Consider the following 21,082-nt stretch of genomic DNA (forward strand, 5'->3'; position numbering starts at 1 on the left):
AATGAGGACATCTCGATAGGACAATCAAAAAACCAACCAGAGGTAGTGACAATCTCGCACCATAAGGAGCATTTATATAAAATAAAAAGTAGAAAAATGAAGAAGATATTGGCGATATGTGTTATTTCGGTGCTATGGGTTTCATGTGGCACAAAAAAGGAAGAACCCATAACCATAACCCCCGAAGAGTTGCATGCTTCGGTAGATAAGGTTACTGAGATTATGATTCATGATATTTTCTCCCCACCTGTCGCTAGCCGTATTTTTGCCTATCCAAATGTTGCAGCTTATGAAATTATGGTGTTGGGAAATGATGATTACCTTTCTTTAGCAGGGCAGTTAAAAGATCTGGATTCCATCCCCAAACCGGAAAAAGGCGTTACTATTAATTATCCATTGGCCGCCATGACCGCTCATATGGAATTGAACAAACGCCTTATTTTTTCCGAGGAAAGAATGGAAGTTTTTCGAGATAGCCTATATGGAATATGGGAAAATAAAAACCCTACTGTATTTAATGCCTCCAAGGCTTACGGATTAAAAGTGGCGGACCATATTGGGGCCTGGATGAATAAGGACAATTATGCCCAGACCCGTACTATGCCGAAATTTACGGTGGACACAGATGATCCTACGCGCTGGCAACCTACTCCCCCGGCCTATATGGATGGTATAGAGCCACATTGGAACAAAATTCGTCCCTTCGTCATTGATTCCGCCAGCCAGTTTAAGCCTACCCCGCCACCGCCTTTCTCTATGGAAGAAAGTTCGGATTTTTACAAGGAATTGAAAGAGGTCTATGATATAAGCTTGCAAATTACCGAAGAGGGAGATGAATCCGAGGAAATAGAAATCGCACAGTTTTGGGACTGTAATCCTTATGTTTCCGTTACTCGGGGCCATTTGATGTTCGCCACCAAAAAGATAACTCCGGGAGCCCATTGGATAGGCATCACCAAAATTGCCGCCCGAAAGACGGATAGTGATTTTAATAAAACGGTTTATGCGTACACCAAGGCGTCCATCGCTATGGCCGATGCCTTTATCAGTTGTTGGGACGAAAAGTACCGTAGTAACCTCATCCGTCCGGAAACTCTGATCAATCAGCACATAGATGATGATTGGAAGCCCGTACTTCAAACTCCTCCATTCCCGGAATATACCAGTGGACACAGTGTGGTATCAGGAGCTGCAGCTACAGCTTTGACCGATATTTTTGGTGATGATTTTGCGTTTGACGATGATACGGAAGTTCCTTATGGGCTTCCCGTAAGAAGTTTCAATTCATTTAACGAGGCGGCCGATGAAGCCGCCATTAGTCGAATGTACGGTGGTATCCACTATAGGGCGGCAGTACAGGTTGGCGTTAAACAAGGACGTGACCTAGGCAAGTTTGTACTTGACAACTTAAAGATGAAGGCAACCAAGGACTTGGCTGCAAATGATTAGGTTGCTACCTTTTATAGGTATTGTTTTTTTTGTGAGCTGCGTCAACTACGGCCAACTTACCTTTGTAACGAAGCTTCCCAAGAAGTTGAATGAAAATTCAGGAATCGCTACGTTTTCGGGTTCTACCATTTGGCTGATTGAGGATGGTGGCAATCCAGATGAAATCTATCAGGTAGACCTTAAGGGAAACCTCCTAAAAGAATTAAAGGTCAAAAATGCCAAAAATAAGGATTGGGAAGATTTGGCCGGAGACAAAGAAGGAAATCTCTACATAGGAGATTTCGGAAATAATTCAAATGAACGCAAAGATTTGGTTATCTACAAACTGCCCAACCCGGAAGTAGAGCCAGGTGATAAAATCGATGCGGAACAGATTAGATTCCACTACCCCGAACAAAAAAAGTTCCCTCCAAAAAAGGCAAGGAGGTATTATGATACAGAGGCTTTTTTTCATTCTGGCAATTTCCTTTATATCATTACCAAAAATAGAGCTGAGCCATTTCCTGGCACCGCATTACTGTACAAAGTACCCGACCATCCTGGGAAACATAAGGCCATTTTTATGGGCACTTTTAAAACTTGTGATGACTGGAAAACCTGCCAAATTACCTCAGCGGACATTTCTCCCGATGAAAAGACCATAGTACTCCTGAGCTATGGAAAACTATGGAAAATAACCAATTTTACGGACAATGATTTCCTGCAGGGAACTTCAATGGAAATTGATTTGGGTGCACGTTCCCAATTAGAGGCCGTAAGTTTTAAGAATGATTCCACGCTTTTAATTTCCGATGAGAAACGAGGGTCTACCGGAAGGAATTTGTATTCATTCCCCCTAAACTAATCAGCTCCTAGAAACCGAAACCTACACCAAAGGTAAACCGTGGACCATCCGCACTATTGAACAAAGCCGTTCGGAAAGAAAAAATATCGGCGGCATTGGCAAAAAATCCAAGACCATAGGAGGTATGCCATGTATCGGAGTCCTGGTCGGGCTGCCAGACCCTGCCATAATCAAACCCAGCGTACATGCCTAAGGCTGTAGGTACGATTCCGGTACGCATCTTGCGAAAACTAAATCGAATATCGGTATTTTGATAATAGGCCTTTTTGCCCGTAAATCTTTGATTCCGAAATCCTCGAAGCCCATCTACGCCCCCTATACTAGCGGCTTGGTAAAATTCATAGCCATCCCCAATATTGAAGTGGCCTTTCATTTTAGTTCCCAACACCAAACGACCGCTGGATACCAGTTTATAAGCTATGGTAAGACTTGGAACTATATATCCAAAACTTCCGGAATTGCTTACATTGCTTCGATATCCCGCCAGAAGCGACGTGGCCATGCCCAAAGTAGGGAACCCGGAATAATCCGCATTGCTAAAAGTATACTCCCCATCTACTCCCAAAAAACTATTTTCCGGGATCAAAACATTTTCATCGGCATATTCATTTATAAATCGGTTTTCTGTCTCTTCCACGTCTATGGTCTCATAGGTAGCCCCAAAGCGCACTTTAGCACCCAATTGTCCACGCCAGACCAAGGCAGGGGAAAATCGTAAAGTCTGCAATTTTACCCGATTGAAGTCCAGCTCCAAATCATCATCAAAATTGGGTGTATCGTTACCAAAACCAAAAAAGTTGACCGCGAAATTGGGACTTGTGAAACGTGCACCCAATTCCAAGTTCCAGTTTTCGAATATATGGGCAAATTCTCCCCGATACCCCAGCTCAAAACCGTTTGTGGCAAAATAGAATGCGGCATTTACCGTATGTTGCTGGGTAAACGGGTTCTGACGAAAACCATTGAAAGTGTAGGTATCCGTAAAACCTATTTTCACTCCGTCATCCGGATTAAAACCCATGGTAGGAATAAACTGGTTTGTACTGTTTCTAATCTTTAAAGGCCTATAGGTATTGGTTTCATAATCATTGGTCAATTTCACCTTTGCCCCACGTACTTCTTTTAGTGTATTTTTTTTGCTCTTGTGATCATAGATTGCAACCCGATTTCCATTTTTAATGTCATAAACATCATTGTTCTGACCGCCAATGAGCCGTAATCTTATCCTATTGTTGCTTTCACCGGTCACCTCAAAACGATCATCGTCATCCAAGCCATAAATCCAAAGTTCTTTGGTCGTTTGGGCAGAAAACGTTTTGTCGAAAAACAACCGGTCCTTCTTCCCATCGATAATGCGATATACCTTAACTTCCGTCTCGTTGGAACTGGTGCGTGTTATTTGAAACCAATCATCCTTATCCGTACCAATTATAGTTGCGTATTTGTTCATGACTTGGTAGTACTCCATTGCGGTTTCATCGATTTTAGCGACTCGGGACAGAAGTATCTGTTTTATCTTACTTATGGTTTCATCCCTTACTTCCTCCGGAAAATATTGAAATGCCTCGTCGATTACTTCGGCTGTAAGGTTATCCTTTATAAACTTCGCCTGATCCCTCCATTGCTGTGGATGGGTTTCGGTTAGTACCGCCATATCCAAAACGTAGGTTTTAGGAGACGAATTAAAACCCTGAACACTTCTGATTTCCTCCTTAAAACCTTCCATTAATCGTAGGCCCGGAATAATACGTGTGGCAAGGCCCATAAAGAGCCCGTCTCCCATTATGGAATAAGCCTGATCTCTGTCTCTGGGTACAGGTCTGTAAATGACCTTTCCTGTATCCTTATTCTTAAATTCAGCCCAGCGCCATTGATCCACATGACGGTCCCAATCCCCGATTGCCATGTCAAACAATCGGGCCCTTAGATACATTTCGCTATCAACCTCATATTTTTCGTCATCGCGAAGGTCTTCCAGCATAGCGTCCGTACTTTTAAGTTCGTCGGCATAACCATAACTCTTTAAATCCCCATGCCCATCGCCGGCATGTTCCTCTATCATATAAAGCTCATCCCCAAACTCTTCGTTAAACCCCTCCAAAGCATCCTGTTTTGGAATATAGTAAAGGACTGGATTGGTATGATAGATGTCAATGGCATCGGATAACGCACCTACGGTAAAAGGGGCATAGGGGTGGGAGCCGGTATAAAAATCCTCCAGTAATTCTACCGTAAAGGTATCCTCTAGATCATCGGTTATATATTGTTCTGTGAACACCATAGCCTGTAGATAAAGATCCGCCTGCTTGCGTAAGGCACGCATTACGTATTCTTTTCCATTTTTATGGCGTAACCGTAGCGATTTGGACTGATTACCACCTCCTTTCCTGACCGGTGCAAGTCCTCCTAAGAGTGTGTCCAAATCTACCGTAGGTGCGGCAACTTTGGTTGCGTAATATTTGCGATAGCGTTCTCCCCAAATAGTTTTGAAAAAACCGGATTTGTCAATTTCCTCTTCAGAATAAATGGAAGCCCTTACCGTATCGGGAAAAGTTTCCGGGTATGTTCCGGCAATAGGTTCTGTGTCCGGAGGTAGAACAGGGGAACCAAACAGAGGTTCCTCAGTACCATCATCTCCCACCCCATAATAAGTAACAAAGGACGAGCCGTCTTCAAAGACTTCCAAAATGGCATAGCCCATTCTCCCCGTAGAGAACTTGCTTCCGTTCAAAAGCCGTGTATTTCATTTCTTTGCACCGGAACCACTTACAATTTGGGGGAGCCCTTTTTCGACAATATATTGCAAGGTATGTTCATGGCCCGATGCAAATATGACCTTTTCTGAATATTGGGCCAAAGTTGTAATTCTATTTCTAAGCTCCCTATACCGTTTATTCTGTAAATCTTCCATAGAAGCTCCTGTGGTTTTCCTAAGCAAATTGGCCAAAGATCCCAAAAATGGTAGGGGAAAGTTGCCATTATCCGGATATAGTTGTTGGCGAAAGGAAAATTGTCCTCCGTGTGGCCCATAGCTGAAAATGGGGTGATGCAGTGCTATTAAAGTGGTACGTTGCCTATTATCCTTGATTTCATCTGCAAGTTCCAGCAAAAATTTATCCCTACTCTTAATATCACATTTATCGTTCATTTTGGGGTGCTTATCCCAATTGGTCAAATACCACTTGGTGTCTATGACGATAACTACCAAATCCTCGCTTATTTCAATGGTTTCTAAAGGACATCCATTTTCGGGAAGAAAGGGATCTTTCTGCTTCAGCTTTTCTTTTATGTAATCTTCTTGACGTTCCAGTCCTTCCAGACCTTCGTTATACCAATCGTGGTTGCCGGGAATAAAGAGCGGTCTGCCCTTATAATTTTGCAAGGTTCCCAACTGGGCGTCCATGTGATTCGCTGCCGTTTTATAGGATATAGCATCATCCTTTGGATCGGGCAATCCTGCCGGGTATATATTGTCCCCTAAAAATATAGCTGTGCTATTTTTATCCGCTTTGTCCAATCTGTTTTTAAACATCCGCAGCGCGGGGTTCATATCTCCCATGGGTGACAAACCGGCATCCCCGATTAAATAAAATGTATGGGATACTTGTTTATTGGTGGGGGTATTGGACAATCCCGTTCCCTCCAAATATTTCGTTTTATAGGTTGCACAGCTGCTAATGAAGAGCAGAAGCACGATTACTAAGTAATATTTCTTCATAAAAATGTTCTAGAAACTAAATTTTTGTAATTTGTGAAATCCATTAAATCCCTTGGTATGTCGGAAATTATTGAAAAAACTGAACATTTTGTAACCGATTTGTTGACCAATCAATTGGATTCCAAGTATCTGTACCACAACTTACGTCATACCCAACGAGTTGTTGAAAGCACACAAGAACTATTGAATTTTTACAACTTAAAAGATAAAGAAAATAATGCACTTGTTATCGCTGCATGGCTTCATGATACCGGATACACAAAAGGTACGGAGAACCATGAAGAGGCAAGTTGCTCCATAGCCAAGGAATTTTTGGAATCAGAAGGGTTTGATAACGGCTTAATACAGAATGTTTCCGCATTGATTATGGCCACAAAACGCTTTTATCAACCCAAAAACCTTTCCGAAGAAATAATTAGGGATGCGGATTCGTCCCATCTTGGACAAAAGAGCTATTTGGAAACCTCGGAATTACTTCGTGAGGAATTGGCAAAATTGGGCATAGCGAAATATTCGTTCAAGGAATGGCAAGAGGCCAATGTAAAAATGTTTCGGTCCGAGCATCGGTTTTATACGGACTACGCTAAAGAAAACTGGCAGGATCGTAAGGACAAAAATTTGGCGGATATTCTAAAAAACAAAAAAGAGGATAGAAAGCTTTTAAAAAAGGAACAACTTAAGGCACAACTTAAGAACCAGAGTCCGGAACGTGGCATACAGACACTGTTCAGGGTTACTATGCGTAATCATTTAAAATTAAGTGACATTGCGGACACCAAGGCCAATATATTGTTATCCGTTAATGCGATTATCATTTCGCTGGTCCTGGCCAATCTTATTCCCAAACTGGACAATCCCTCCAATGATTACCTGATTTATCCTACGGTTATTTTTATCATATTCAGTGTAATATCTATGATACTCTCAATTTTAGCCACGCGGCCCAACGTTACCCGTGGCGAGTTTACTAAAGAAGACGTGAAGGAGCAAAAGGTAAATCTTCTCTTTTTTGGAAACTTTCATAAAATGAAGCTTCCGGAATATGAGTGGGCCATTCAAGAATTGATCAAAGACCAAGTTTATGTATATAAGTCCCTGACGAAGGATCTTTATTTTTTAGGGAAGGTCTTGGATAAAAAATACCGGATTCTACGTTTAACCTATACCATTTTTATGATAGGAATGGTGCTCTCGGTAATTGCTTTTGGAATAGCCTTTAAATTTTTTGGGCCAGAAAGAGTTTTGGAGTTACCTCAACCTTAGGAGTTCAATTCTTCCATAAGGTCATCATAGGTATACGTTTTTTCGGATGCAGTTTTTGCGTCCTTGGTCTTGTATAAAATATTGGCTCTAATTGCCTTGAGACCTGATACCCCTTGTAAACCTTCCAACTCAACAATTTCTACCTTGCCATCAAAATAGCCTTTGGATTTTAAGTATTTGACATACCTTAAATATTCCAGCTCATCTTTCTTTTGAGAATATACGATGACCATTTTTCCGGGTTGCGTAAGACGTTCATTAGTGCCCTTTACAAATGATTTATCGATACGTTTTTTAATGATTTCATAGCGGGCATTGTACGTTCCATCTACATCAAACCGTTTTTCGTCCATACGAAAACGAATGGACAAAGAGGTATTATATACCAATATAAGCGAAGCTACATCCAACGGAACGGGAAGATGGGGCTTAAGATTGTAATGTGTATTTTCCATTTCGCACATTACCTGTAATTGCCACAATCTAAGGTTATTGAGATAAAGAGGGTCAAAATCCCGATCCCCTACAATGGAATCACCGATATACATATTGTGCTCTACACCATCCGTTTTATATCGCTCAAAATAATGTGGGAACATGGCCTGGGCGTCTTCCTGTTTCCTATCCATTACGGCTACCAGTTCCTGATTGATCTCCATCACCGTTTCATCATAGTTTCTACGATGGTCGTAGTAGGATTCGGTACCGGCATCAATCTTGGCCTCGTAAGCAGATATTAAATTCGCCAAGATGCCATCAGTTTGCTTCAAGTGGCTAAAAACAGGTACGATCTCCTCCTTTACAAAATTAAAAATCGCTTGTTCACTATTGGTATGGAGTACATCCCGTATGGCGTCTATATGATTGTTTACCCTGAACATCAGTTCTTCATAAATGGGTAATTTATTTAACTTGAAAGCCTCGGCCAAAACATCATTGATTTCAGAAAGCTGTATCATCAAATCCCTTTGAATAGCCATATTTCTGGCTTGAGAGGAATTCTTAATATCTATTTGACCGTATAGTGGGTGAACATCCTTAAAGACAATTTCCTTGAAAGAGGGTTGTCCTCCCTCCAAGTTATCCTTAATAAAATGTTTGGCCTCCTCCCTAAAACGCCAGTACACCGACTCATGAACCGAAGTACACTCATGCTGGATAATTGCGTCTATCAAATTCTCTTCCTCGGCTTTGGAGCGTTGCACCGCGGATACTATGTAAGGCATAACATCCTCCAACTTGGTGGCGTTGACACTATTGAGCTCGTTTACTTTTTTGGAAACCAATTCCAGCACTCCAAGTAACTTTCCATTTTCGGCAATGGGAGCAAAAATGGCACTTTTTATTCCTTGCTCCTTCAGATTTTTATAGGGATTAATGCCACCGGAGAGCTTGTAATATTTATCTACATTGGAAATAGCAAAATATTCATTGTCCTTCAATAATTTGCTGTAAGAGCCTTGGCATAAGGCGGCATCACAGGCCTCTATTTCAGAATCGTTTAAAATAAAACTGTTCATCCCCTTTCCATAGACTTTCTCGAACTGATTCGTTTCCGGATTGTAGGCCACGAACCCTACCCTGATCTTCGGAAGGTTGAAAAAAGATTGAAAGGTCTCCTGGAGCTCTTCCATAAAGTTATCGCTACCTCTTTTATCACTAGCGATAAGACCCGATTTTATTTCGGAAATGGAGTGCTCAACCGTTACATCGAACATGTTGGATATCACGAAGCCCTTGGATATAAAGCTATTGGGAGGGATTTTCTCCTTCCAAATTTCAGGATTATCAAAATTTTCCAATAGCTCGTCCACGTCGTCCTGGGTCAGATCCTTAGCTTTCTCCGTGGGATGTATTTCAAAAAAATCGGCATTATACAAAATCCGGTAATGACGCATTACCCCATTGGCATCCGGAATGTCATAGAAAAACGGTCTTTTGAAGTCTAAAGGAAAACCGTAATGGAAATTTAGGATAACAGTACAGGCAACAATGTACATTTGGTCTTCGGGCATATTCCGCATCTCAGGGACAAAATCCTTCCCCGCGTTTTCCAATATTTTTTGAAACCGTCTTGAGGAGTTAAAGACCACATTATCAAAAGGTATTGAACCCGCTTTGATTTCGTTGTCCGTTAGCACTTCGGAAAAGGCATCCTGTAGAATAATCCGTATAACCTTTTCATGTTTTTTTAAAAGGGAGACATCTGCAAATCCATCACGAAGTTCCGGATAGGGAGCCTGCGCCTCTAGGACACGTTTTGCCTTTGCAACCAAAAACTCGTCATCGCTTTCGAGCATAGCATCGTACTGCTTCAACAATTTGTTAAAACTGATCAGCTGGATAAAAGGCGACTCTACATTTCTGTTGTCCTTCATGCCCATATTAGTCGTTTAAGAGAAGGTAAAGTTACAAAAGAAAAAATGGAATATTGTTAACGTATTCTTTAAGCGTTTCATCGCTTTTTTTGGATATTTATAGAAAATATTAGAATGTCTTCCAATTTTCGGTTAACCAGAGCCTACCAAAATGCCAGAATCGTTCCTTTTGATGATAATTCCAAATTTATTCTTTTTAGTGATTGCCATAGGGGGGATAACAGTTTTGCGGATGATTTTGCGAACAACCGGAATATTTATTTCCATGCATTAAGGCATTACTTCAACGAGGGTTTTGAGTACTGTGAACTTGGTGACGGGGACGAGCTCTGGGAAAATATACATTTTGAATCCATCTTTGAGGCCCACAAAAATGTTTTTAAGCTGCTGCGCCAATTTCATCTGGAAAATCGCTTGCATATGATTTGGGGAAACCACGATATGGTCTATAAAGACCCTCAATATGTAAAGAAGCATTTGTCCAGTTATTTTGAACCTATTGATGATAAGGACAAGGAGCTTTTTGAGGGTATCACATATAATGAAGCCATCGTCCTAAAACATCGGGAAACCCAACAAGAACTTTTTTTGACCCACGGCCACCAAGCGGATTGGTGGAACTATACTTTTTGGCGTTGGGGCAGATTTTTGGTCCGTGTACTCTGGAAACCTTTGCAGGTATGGGGTATTGCAGATCCCACAAGCCCAGCAAAAAACTACAAGGAACTGCGAAAGGTAGAAAAAAGGATCAAAAAATGGATCCTACGGAACAAGTTGTTGATTACCATTGCCGGGCATACCCATAGACCACGTTTTCCCGAACCCGGTGACATTCCTTTTTTTAACGATGGTAGCTGTGTACACCCGAGAAGTATAACCGGAATTGAAATTGAGGATGGAAAAATAGCCCTTATAAAATGGCAAATTGCCACCCGTGAAGATGGCACTTTGCAAATTGTACGATTATTATTGGAAGGGCCCCAAAAGCTCGCCGATTATCAGATTGCTTAAGACTAGGGCCCTTCCATAAGGCTAGTTGGTTCGCAATACAAAGTTTACGGGGATACTATACGGAACTTTAACAGCTCGGCCTCTTTGCATACCCGGTGTCATTTGAGGAAGGGATGCTATAATACGGCTAGCTTCTTTTTCTAAATTGGAATCCGGACCACGTGTCCTTACACCGGTAATATAACCTTTGGTGTCTATGACAAACTGAACGAACACCCTACCTTGAATTCCAAGTTCAGCGGCAGTAGCTGGATACTTGAACTGCTTAATAACATGCTCCTGTATTTTCTTTTGGAAACAGGCCTTGCGCTCCTCATTCGTGGTCATATTCTCGCAACCAGGAAAAATGGGTACATTCTCTATGACGGCAAAGGGAACCGTAATCTCCTCTTCCTCCTCGCCAACGGCAACATCGTCAACCTCAATGGCTGTTTCAACTACGGTCTCTTGGTTTATCTCCGTACTTTCGATTACCGTTTCCTCTATTTCCTCGGTATCATCGACCACCTCAATAATTTCTGGCGCGGATGGGGGTGGAGGAGGTGGGGGTGTTTTGATCTGTTCCGTTTGTGGTACATTTTCCTTTATGTCATCCACCACGTTCATGGCTTCAGCGACATAATTATCGGTCTCATACGTCTTGTACTCCAGGGCCCTCCACGTAAGGAAAAGGACTATAGTAAGGCCTATTACGAAAAAAAGGCCGCTATCCTTATTTAAATCTGCTTTTGGGTTTTTTTTAGGTCTCATCTTAAAAAAATTTAGCGTTAAAAATAAATACAACCCATACTTTATAAAATCAGGTCAATCCAGGATAAATGTGCATTGGGTTTTTAAAAATTGCACTTTGGATAATGCCCTTATCCTAGAGAATGGTTCTTTTGTTTATTAGTATAAATGTAAAATCTTGAGCGCGGAAAAAACATGACAAATGTCATGTCCATAATTTTGATGGTGTTTTTTTGACAAATCGTTATTTATAGGTCTCTCAATCTAATAAATAATGACAATAATGTATTTTTTACATTCGGTCAATACAAAAGCAAGCAAAAACGATTTTTAAAACTTTGGAGGCAGAAACCAAAAAACCCCGATCAAATTGATCGGGGTTTTCTAGGAATAAAACAGTAGGGCCGCTATGAGACCTTTACCCTTCTATCTTATCCATCTCCATCTGTTGCATTTCCAAAAACTTCGGAATATTTTCGACCGTTGTATTGGCTAGAAGTGCCTGGTCAAAATCAATGCCTTCAATAGGTTTAAGTATCTCCTTTTCGCGATCCCATTCGATCCTTCTTCCCAATTTATAGGAAAGTCCTGCCATATGAGAGGCAATGGCTTCTTCAAAACCTTCGTCGATACCGCAACTTAGTTTACCTCCGTTCTTGGCGGCACTCAGCCATTCCCGCATGTGAAGGAATGTTGAATCTACACGAGCTCCGTTGATATAGGTCCACATAAGTCCTTTGTCCGCAAAATATTGTGAAGTCGCCGAAGCCACGGCATCCGGAGAGTTTGCTCCCGGATTGTACTGATAAATAGGTACGTTCGGACTCATTTTACCTTCTTCGATCATATCGGCATATCGCGTAGATCTACCATCTGGCCAAACTGTTAATCGGTTACCGAGCTCCATGGTGGCATCATGCCCCATAAGAATGGTTGGACGGTTAAAACCATTGCCCAGGGTGGCACTGTACACAAAGGTCATTCCTTTCTCTTTCCCCTCTTTTTGACTACTTCCTGTAGAGTAATTGGGAAATTCCATATTTACTTGCAATACGTCAGGTACGTTGCGTCCGTCGTTATGGGTATAGATTCCTCCGGAAGTCATTACCGAATCCGGGATTCCCATTTCCAAAACACAATTCAGACGATCATAATCGTGGGACAACAAGTCTCCGGAAAGTCCTGAACCGTAAGCCCACCATTTACGCCACCTAAAGAAGTGATTTTTATTGAAAGGAACCTTAGGAGCAGAGCCCAAGAACATATCCCAATCGATGGTTTGTGGACTGGCATCTTCATGAATATGATACATCCAGGCACCGTTGTCATCATTTCTGTTCGTATTCGTTTGAATCAAGGATACATGTCCAAGAGTCCCTTTATTGAGGATATCCTTGGCCGTCTGGAAACTTAAGGTCTGCCTGTGCTGATGCCCCACCTGCAAAACAGCTTTTGATTTCCTCGCCGCATCCCGCAATCGATAGGTCTCCTCAACGGTATGCGTCATGGGTTTTTCAATATACACATGTATGTTGTTTTCCAGGGCGTCTATGGCCATTGGCGCATGCCAATGATCTGGAGTTGCGATTACTACGGCATCTACTTCTCCACTGCGAATCATCTCCTGATGGGTACGATATCTCTTTATCTTGTTATCGTCCGTAGTAAAAGAATCCAAAGCAAGGTTTGCCCGATAATCAAAAATATCGCAAACTCCGGTTAATTTTACGTTCAGTTTTTCCTGTGCCATGAAATCCTTGAGGGCGGAGTGCTTTGGATTTTCCTCAGCGGCCAATTTCATATCCTCCTTCCATTTTTTGGTAGCAAAACCAAGTGCACGGCACAATTGCTGACCTCTAATACCAAAACCGATAATCCCCACCCGTACCGGGTCACCACCAATACCAGGTACTGCTTCCGGCAAGGAGGGTTGTATGTTTAATTGTTCCAATATGGCGGAACGTTCCTTTTTCTTTGAAACTGTATTGGCGGCACCTGCCCACCAAACAGCACCTAGTATCGGAATACCCCCTAGACCTTTAAGCGCGTCTCTTCTTGTCCATTTCATGATAATTCGGTTTTAGTTATTTCCTTATTTTTTTTGAGAATTCCACTCAATCCAAAAAACTGCCCTGTAGGAACTTGATAAAGTACAAAACAGGCCATGAGTTCTATAAGATTTTTATTTACAAACCAGTAACTTCCCTCAACATTTAATTGGGTAACCCATGGGAATGAGGGATGGGCAAGATAATATAAGGCCAATAGGAACATCCCGACCAAGGCTCCCCATTTCTCCCAGATTCCTAAAATTAGGGTAATCCCTACAAAAATCAAGGCCATTACATTCAACCAATCCGCGATGCCTATAAAGGAATCGTTGGTGATTGCCACAAAAAGTGGTCTAAAAGGTCCTTGCGCCGACGCCAAATACCCGAAGGAGGTCCAATCAGGATTATACAATTTAATAATCCCCTCATACAAAAAATGCCACCCGATAAAAAGTCGCAATAGTACGAGTCCATTTCTCAAATGTTTTTCATTTCGAATTGTTATCATACGATTAGATATTTTGGTTATACTAGTTTGTTCTGGAAATAAGCGTTAAAAGCTCAAAATACCAAGCCCCATAGTGTGCTGGATAATTTTCAAAGCTACGCCCGTATTGCTTGAGTTTTTATGATATTTATCATGTCCATAAATTTCGGACTAAATTTTTAAACAATTGCTATTCTTTCCTGTTTTTTAGAGGGTATCTCACAAAAAATAGGCAAAACTGACATTATTGTCACACATCCCTTTAAAAAAATAGAGGCTGCCTTGTTCGGATGGCATAAATCGCTAATTTTAAACCCAACATCAATATGCGGGATATGCTAAAAAAGTATTCAATTTTGGCGATTGTTTTTATGTCCTACCTTATTCCTTGTTCGGCCCAGAAAAAACTACTTTACAAACAAGTCGATACTACGCGATTATTCGTTGAAATCCATGCACCTGAAAATTTTAAGGCAAAGAACAAATATCCTGCCTTGGTCTTCTTTTTTGGAGGGGGATGGAAAGGTGGCGACCGCTACCACTTTTTGAATCATGCCCTGTACTTTTCGCAAAGGGGCCTTATCTGTTTCTTGGTGGATTACCGAACGGAGAGCAAGCACGGCACCACACCTTTTGAGTCATTGAAAGATGCTAAATCTTCCCTGAGGTTTATCCGTAAAAATGCCTCTGAATTTGGTGTTGATCCCTCAAAAATAATTGCGGCCGGAGGTTCTGCCGGTGGCCATTTGGCGGCTGCTACCGCATTGATCGAAAAGTATAACGAAAAAACCGATGACATGTCCATTAGCTGTGTTCCCAATGCTTTGGCACTTTTTAATCCGGTTATAGATAATGGTCCAGGAGGTTATGGGCATGAAAGAATCGGAACGGCCTACAAGGACTTTTCTCCGCTCCATAACATAAAAAAGGGAGCGCCGCCAACACTATTCTTTCTGGGCACCAACGACCAGCTTATTCCCGTGGAAACTGCACAATATTATAAAACCGTTATGGAAAAAGTAGGAAGCAATTGTATGCTGAAACTGTATGAAGGGGAAGGTCATGGGTTTTTTAACCATAGAAACCTTCATCTATACAAGGAAACGGTTTTGGAAACGGATCGATTTTTACAATCCTTGGGTTATTTGGAGCAAAACCCGGTAATTGAAATTGAATAGGCATAATGCTTTAATACAGCCAATGATATCACGCAGGTTTTCCATTTTTCTTACCGTATTTCTATTTTTTGGCAACCTGCTTCTCCCTCAGGACACCCTCGATTTAAGAAATACCAAAATAAATGGTTATCGCGGTATTTGGTTTGAACTGAACCAAAAATATGCCTATGGCGATAAATACTCGGGAGGTTTGGGCACCTATACCGCAAAACACATCCCATTGGCAGTCTATTCCCCAAAAGCCGACAAAACTTTTTTCGTTTACGGTGGCACGCCCAGTGAGGATAAAAGACATTTGCTTTGTATGATCGGTTCTTTTGACCACGAAACCTTGATGGTAAGCAAACCCACAGTGGTATATGACAAAATGAACGTGAACGACCCACATGACAATCCTGTAATTTACATGGGTGATGATGGCCATATTTGGGTATTTGTCAGTGGTCGTGGAACAAAACGCAAAGGCATTAAGTTGCGCAGTACGGAGCCCTTGTCCACCGAAAAGTTCGAAATCGTAGCCGAAGAGGAATTCACCTATCCGCAAGTATGGCATACGGATACGGGATTTTTTCATTTTTTCACCAAATACACCGGCGTCCGGGAACTCTATTTTGAAACCAGCACTAACGGAACGGAATGGTCCCCCACTCAAAAATTGGCTGGAATCCCTTCCGGGGAAAATAACCGTAGTGGGCATTATCAAGTCAGTAGTTCATTTAATGGAGGTAAAAAGGTGGCCACTTTTTTTAACCGTCATGCCAATGGACATCCTGATGCCCGGACAGATCTATACTACCTTCAAAGTGAGGACAATGGAAAAACCTGGGCCACGGTTCAGCGAGATACCCTTTTGCTTCCCGTTCATACTATCAACAGCCCTGCCAGAGTAATCGACTATGACTCTAAAAAGAAAAATGTATACTTAAAGGATATGCGGTTTGATCAAAACGGTCATCCTATCCTATTATATATAACCAGTAATGGCCACGAGCCCGGGCCCAAAAACGGGCCCTATGAATGGCGCATTACAAAGTGGACGGGCCAAAACTGGGAGACGACCGTAGTGGGCAGTTCCGATCATAATTATGACATGGGTAGTCTTTATCTAGAAAAGGATAACTGGAAAATAGTGGGCCCTACGGAATCGGGGGCCCAAAAGTATGGCACAGGTGGAGAGATTGCTGTCTGGATATCAAAGGATGAAGGGAAACATTGGAAAAAGGAAAAACAAATCACTAGTTCCAGTCCATGGAACCACTCCTATGTTCGAAGGCCCATAGGGGCAAAAGCACCCTTTCAATTCTTTTGGGCGAATGGAGACCCTCAAAAATTCGGTAAGTCCGAGCTTTTCTTTGGGGATTTCAACGGTACTATTTATAAATTACCTTATGCCATGAAAGCCAATACTGAAAAGCCCATAAGATTTCACAATTAATAAAAGTCATTTTTTATCCTCGCTCCTATTTCATTTGATTGGCGTAATTTCTATTTTTGATCTTAACCTTAGCTATTAATGGATAGAAGACGATTTTTAGCCCATTCCTCCATCGTTCTTATGGGCAGCTCCTTTTTGGGTTGCCTTTCCAATAGTAGACCTACGCTTAAAAAAAATCAAACCATTGGCTGTTTAGGGGATAGTATTACCTACGGGAACAAGGAGGGTTATGTGGAATTGTTGCAAAAACACTATACCACAAACCAGCCTGAAATGAACCTTAAATTCAGGAATTGGGGTAAAAGTAGTGAAACCGTTACCGGACTTACGGAAGAACACCATCCCGGTCCAAGACCCTACCTTTTTGAACGCTTGGATACCCTGATGGATAATGAGCCGGTGGATATCATAACCTTTTGTTATGGTATTAACTGTGGCATTTATGGTCCTCCTTCCCAAGCACTTTTTGATAGCTATAAAACCGGCATTTACACCTTTTTGGAAAAAATAAAACAAAGGAATATTACGGCCATACTTTTAACTCCTCCCCCTTTGGTCCTGGATGTTGCTCCTATTCCTCCCAACACGCGGGAAACCAGCTATGGGTATCGGAATCCATATCCAAAATACGATGAGGAAGTACTCCAGGAGTTTAAGAAAATTGTTTTGGATTTCCATCACGGATCGGTCATGGGTGTAGTGGACATTAACACCCCCCTATACAAAAATAGAGTAGATTGCTATGATACGGACCCTATTCATCCCAATACAAAAGGACACCGATTGATAGCCGATACGGTCATCGAATATTTTGGAATTTAACACCGCTTTAAGCCCCTATGGCAGGGTATTTGTTATCTTTATTTCGTATTTGTCGAGGATAGTACCATGCAGTTAAAACCGATTTTTGTACTGTGTTTCCTTGGGTTGGCTTCTTCTTTAATGTATGCCCAAACGGATATTCCTACCCAAAAACCACTGAAAATTGAAGCAGCGAACAAAATAGACCCCATTGGAAAGCCCAGTCAGGGCAGTATACTCAATATTCCTTCCATTATAGACGACAAGCCGGAATCAAACCTTATGGATTCCCTATCAAATAATCCGGTAAAAATGTTGCCGGATCGGGAACTGGTTCAAGCTGGGCATGGGATGAAAATAGATCCCAAAGTAGGCCCAAGAAAACCAAAGGAGGGTTCCAAGGAACATTTTGGGGATATGTACATGGGCGATGTAAAAAGTAACGGAAAATTTGTAGGTGTTATCTGCAGGGACCACGAATTCGTAGATGGTGATCGGGTAAAGATTTACCTGAACGACCAGGTGATAGACCCTAATGTATTACTTACCGGCTCCTTTAAAGGAGTAAACATAGACTTGCAAAAGGGGTTCAACAAATTGGATTTTGAAGCGCTAAACGTAGGTTCGTCACCTCCAAATACGGCACAGGTGGATGTATATGACGATCAAGGACAATTGATTTATTCCAATAAATGGTTACTTTCGGCCGGATCCAAAGCAACACTTATTATTACAAAGGAGTAGATCGGTCCACAGTTGGGAGTCAATCGCTTGCTTTGGTTAAAATTTCAAATCACAAATATCAAATTCCAGGGGCCCAATCTTCAAATCCAAGCATCTTCAAATTATCACATTAAACAACATATATCACTCCCTTGACCCAGGGGTATACGTTTCCTGCGCTCTTTTTAGCACGTCCTCTTTGTAATAGGCCACATCTTTCCATTCCACATTGGCATACGGCAATGCTTGATCACCAAAATGAAGTGAATTGGGGTCTCCACTTTGGCCCCCGGCCATGATACTTTTTGCCTTTACCGTATCCCCAAACTCAACAACGGCAACAAAACTGTTCCCTCGGGTACCGTAGATTTTTTTTGTGTTATTGTCATAACGTGCCCCGTATGCTGCCAAGGCACCCCATCTGCCCGAGGCAAAACCAATCGGAATACTGGGTTTGTCGTCATCAAAAGCCTGATAAATATCCCCATTCAGTCGTTGGTAGCGGTTAACCTCCCCCCAAGGTATGTTCCAAGTACCAAAATCCGTTGTTAAACGGTCCAGGACAGCGGTAAAAATGGATATCCGTTCCCCCTTTGGTGAGCTACTTCCGAAATAGTTTATTAACTCCATTCCGCCAAGCCCATTAGGGCGATTACCTTGTTCCAAATACAGCATACCGTAATAGTGCGCCAATGTCATGGCCACGGATTCCTTTGAAGTCGTATAATCCCATTCGCGAAGTACGTTTATGGCCGAAGCAAAGGCCTCGGTAGGTCGGGTGATGCCATCACTTGCTTCGATCAGGCCGGGAATCAATGCTTCAAAAGCGGGCAGATAGGGATCATGTGCCAATTTTATAAGGCTATCTAAAGTATATGCTTTTCTACCCTTTAGCAAGCCAATGGCATGGACCCCTCGAAAGTTTTCCCTATCCAGGGACATGTATTTGGGGTAGTTTTCTCGTTTTGGACTGTGTTCCAAAGCAGCGGTATAGGGTGTGGAATTACAGTTCTGTATCCAGCCATTCGCTGGATTGAGCACCAGTATGTTTTCATCAACCGTATGCAGTCCCTGCCAATCGGTTTTGGGGTCACTACCATCTACAGGTCGGGTATAATCAAAGTTCGTATCGCGTTTTGGAATAAAATTCCCATGAAAATAGGCAATATTGCCTTCCGCATCGGCATATACGGTATTATTGGAGGAGTTCGTCCGGATATCCATCATCTTTCGAAAACCTTCGTAGCCATCCTGTTTGGTACGGATATAGGACTGCTCCAGGGCCTTCACCGGTTCCCACATCATGGCAGTGGCCGTCCACAGCCCTTCCTCCATATGGGTTATGGGCCCATGATGGGTATGGTAGGCGGGAAATGACTTTTCTTTAATACCATCACCCTCCTTATATTTTAGGATGATTTCAGAAGTTTTTACGGGACGTAATTCCTCACCATATTGATAAAGCAACTTATCATCCATCTTAACCACACTTTCCTTAAACTCGTCCAGCACATCAGTATAGGTACTGGTATGCATCCATCCGGTCTTTTCATTGAAGCCCTGATATACAAAAAACTGGCCCCAGGTAACTGCCCCGTACGCATCAAGTCCTTCTTCACTGACCACATGAACCTCTCCCCGAAAATAAAATGAGGTATGCGGATTGATCAATAACAGGGGATTCCCGGATTGGGTCAACGCTCCGGATATGGCAATCCCATTGGACCCCTGGGGCTCGGCCATCGCCTCCTTTTCATTCATCTCCAATTCCTCTACTTCTGGAATTTCCATACTACTTTCATAGAACGCCTTGATTTCTTCAGTGGAAATCCGTTCAATATCGCCACCAATGGAGCCTTCACTAAAATACATGGGCATCCAAGGTTCAAAGCGCGTCAGCAATCTGGGCTTCACCTTAGGATGGGTATGCAAATAATAATTGATCCCGTCAGCAAAGGCATTACAGAGTTTTTTTAGCCATTCGGGACTTTTCTCATAGTTCGCCTTGGCCTCTTCCTCAGTCATAAACAACTTGGCCCTTAGATCGCTGTATAAAGCCTCTTTGCCCTCCACCTCGGCCAGCCGGCCTGTGGCCCAGATATAGTTTTGTTCCACCCGGTTAAAGTCGTCCTCACATTGCGCATAAAGCAGTCCAAAAACCGCATCGGCATCCGTTTTTCCATAAATATGGGGCACGCCAAAGTCATCACGAATAATACTGATATTCTCGGCTTGGACCTGCCATTGCGCTACTTCGGGATCAATTGTGGTTCCAGTTTTACAAGAAGCCATCCCCACAAAACAAAGAATAAATAGAAGTTGGTATTTCATTCCGCAAGATTTGGGATGAAAATAAATGTCTTATCCGTGAAATACTAATTATAGTGTAAAAAAAATCGAGGCTGTTGGCACTTGCACACCATACGCTTATTTCGTGATTCCCCAAAGACGTACTGCTTGTTCCGGTTTTCTAACGTATTGATTAGCAATCAACTATTCTCACACCCAATACCTGACATATGTCATAAAATAGGTGGGGCATTTCTTCTATTTTTACCCTAATGCAGCTAAAGCATGTAATGATGAATACGGCACCGACGGCGAACGATACATTTATTCATTTTGGGAAGATATCCAGAATTGAGCGGAATTCACTTACCGTTTCCTTGGACGAAAACGTCCATTGCGAGTCCTGTCGCGCCAAAGGTACCTGTGGAATTGCAGATTCAGGATCCAAGGAAGTGGTAGTTCCCAAATCCAAAGAGGCCTTTTCGATGAATGAGCCCGTAGCCGTGGTCCTTAAAAAGGAAACCGGCCTTAAGGCTGTCTTTTGGGCCTATTTATTTCCCTTTGTTTTGGTGATAGCCACCTTATGGATCGCTTCGGGATTTTTACAGGAATGGATGGCCGGGCTATTGTCGCTCTTGATCTTGGGCCCCTATTACCTATTCCTTTATTTGCTGAAGGACGTGTTTACTGAGGCCTTCAAAATTTCAATCCTAAAAGTGTAATAGC

16 protein-coding genes are annotated in these 21,082 nt (G+C 42.2%); 9 read left to right on the forward strand and 7 right to left on the reverse strand.

Features of this window, described 5'->3' with window-relative positions; genetic code table 11:
- Positions 1–96 precede the first annotated feature (96 nt).
- Entirely contained in the window at positions 97–1,449 is a 1,353-nt protein-coding gene (locus tag ACP2AF_RS02570; RefSeq protein ID WP_425234679.1) for a vanadium-dependent haloperoxidase, read from the forward strand.
- Positions 1,442–2,293, forward strand: a complete 852-nt coding sequence (locus ACP2AF_RS02575; RefSeq protein ID WP_425234680.1) for a hypothetical protein — start codon at positions 1,442–1,444, stop codon at positions 2,291–2,293. Before ACP2AF_RS02570 ends, ACP2AF_RS02575 begins: the two co-directional genes overlap by 8 nt.
- 7 nt (positions 2,294–2,300) lie before the next feature.
- Here the strand turns inward: ACP2AF_RS02575 and ACP2AF_RS02580 are convergent, their stop codons facing one another.
- Together ACP2AF_RS02580 and ACP2AF_RS02585 are read right to left on the reverse strand one after the other, a co-directional pair.
- On the reverse strand, positions 2,301–5,024 hold the full coding sequence (locus tag ACP2AF_RS02580) for a ShlB/FhaC/HecB family hemolysin secretion/activation protein (protein ID WP_425234681.1): 2,724 nt from the start codon (positions 5,022–5,024) through the stop codon (positions 2,301–2,303).
- Positions 5,025–5,036: 12 nt separating this feature from the next.
- Positions 5,037–6,011 (reverse strand): metallophosphoesterase, encoded by a 975-nt coding sequence (locus tag ACP2AF_RS02585; RefSeq protein ID WP_425234682.1) that lies wholly within the window; start codon positions 6,009–6,011, stop codon positions 5,037–5,039.
- Positions 6,012–6,068: 57 nt separating this feature from the next.
- Between ACP2AF_RS02585 and ACP2AF_RS02590 the strand changes: the two genes are divergently transcribed.
- Positions 6,069–7,274, forward strand: a complete 1,206-nt coding sequence (locus tag ACP2AF_RS02590; RefSeq protein ID WP_425234683.1) for a Pycsar system effector family protein — start codon at positions 6,069–6,071, stop codon at positions 7,272–7,274.
- Here the strand turns inward: ACP2AF_RS02590 and ACP2AF_RS02595 are convergent.
- Positions 7,271–9,652: a GAF domain-containing protein gene (locus tag ACP2AF_RS02595; protein WP_425234684.1), complete on the reverse strand. Its 2,382-nt coding sequence runs from the start codon at positions 9,650–9,652 to the stop codon at positions 7,271–7,273. The genes ACP2AF_RS02590 and ACP2AF_RS02595 overlap by 4 nt on opposite strands.
- 114 nt (positions 9,653–9,766) lie before the next feature.
- Here ACP2AF_RS02595 and ACP2AF_RS02600 point away from each other — a divergent pair, with 114 nt between their 5' ends.
- Entirely contained in the window at positions 9,767–10,663 is an 897-nt protein-coding gene (locus ACP2AF_RS02600; RefSeq protein WP_425234685.1) for a metallophosphoesterase, read from the forward strand.
- 21 nt (positions 10,664–10,684) lie between these two features.
- Here ACP2AF_RS02600 and ACP2AF_RS02605 read toward each other — a convergent pair whose 3' ends face one another.
- From ACP2AF_RS02605 to ACP2AF_RS02615, 3 genes are all read right to left on the reverse strand, one after another.
- Positions 10,685–11,413 carry an energy transducer TonB gene (locus ACP2AF_RS02605; RefSeq protein ID WP_425234686.1) on the reverse strand — a complete coding sequence of 243 codons (729 nt, stop codon included), beginning with the start codon at positions 11,411–11,413 and terminating at the stop codon, positions 10,685–10,687.
- A 397-nt stretch (positions 11,414–11,810) separates the two neighbouring features.
- A complete protein-coding gene (locus ACP2AF_RS02610; RefSeq protein ID WP_425234687.1) occupies positions 11,811–13,460 on the reverse strand; it encodes a Gfo/Idh/MocA family protein in 1,650 nt (549 codons plus the stop codon).
- Positions 13,457–13,951 (reverse strand): DoxX family protein, encoded by a 495-nt coding sequence (locus ACP2AF_RS02615; protein WP_425234688.1) that lies wholly within the window; start codon positions 13,949–13,951, stop codon positions 13,457–13,459. Before ACP2AF_RS02615 ends, ACP2AF_RS02610 begins: the two co-directional genes overlap by 4 nt.
- Positions 13,952–14,265: 314 nt before the next feature.
- Here ACP2AF_RS02615 and ACP2AF_RS02620 point away from each other — a divergent pair, with 314 nt between their 5' ends.
- The 4 genes from ACP2AF_RS02620 (at position 14,266) to ACP2AF_RS02635 (ending at position 18,088) form a co-directional block, all read left to right on the forward strand.
- A complete protein-coding gene (locus tag ACP2AF_RS02620) occupies positions 14,266–15,108 on the forward strand; it encodes an alpha/beta hydrolase (RefSeq protein ID WP_425234689.1) in 843 nt (280 codons plus the stop codon).
- Between the two features lie 22 nt (positions 15,109–15,130).
- Positions 15,131–16,543, forward strand: a complete 1,413-nt coding sequence (locus tag ACP2AF_RS02625; protein ID WP_425234690.1) for a BNR-4 repeat-containing protein — start codon at positions 15,131–15,133, stop codon at positions 16,541–16,543.
- 78 nt (positions 16,544–16,621) lie between these two features.
- Positions 16,622–17,365 carry an SGNH/GDSL hydrolase family protein gene (locus ACP2AF_RS02630; RefSeq protein WP_425234691.1) on the forward strand — a complete coding sequence of 248 codons (744 nt, stop codon included), beginning with the start codon at positions 16,622–16,624 and terminating at the stop codon, positions 17,363–17,365.
- Positions 17,366–17,431: 66 nt separating this feature from the next.
- Positions 17,432–18,088: a hypothetical protein gene (locus ACP2AF_RS02635; protein WP_282162103.1), complete on the forward strand. Its 657-nt coding sequence runs from the start codon at positions 17,432–17,434 to the stop codon at positions 18,086–18,088.
- A gap of 123 nt (positions 18,089–18,211) precedes the next feature.
- Here ACP2AF_RS02635 and ACP2AF_RS02640 read toward each other — a convergent pair whose 3' ends face one another.
- On the reverse strand, positions 18,212–20,398 hold the full coding sequence (locus ACP2AF_RS02640) for an acylase (RefSeq protein WP_425234692.1): 2,187 nt from the start codon (positions 20,396–20,398) through the stop codon (positions 18,212–18,214).
- Positions 20,399–20,628: 230 nt separating this feature from the next.
- Between ACP2AF_RS02640 and ACP2AF_RS02645 the strand changes: the two genes are divergently transcribed.
- Positions 20,629–21,078, forward strand: coding sequence for a SoxR reducing system RseC family protein (locus ACP2AF_RS02645; RefSeq protein WP_425234693.1), 450 nt, complete (start codon positions 20,629–20,631; stop codon positions 21,076–21,078).
- Positions 21,079–21,082: the final 4 nt, after the last annotated feature.

The organism is Ulvibacterium sp. (genome assembly GCF_965248315.1).
GTDB lineage: Bacteria > Bacteroidota > Bacteroidia > Flavobacteriales > Flavobacteriaceae > Ulvibacterium.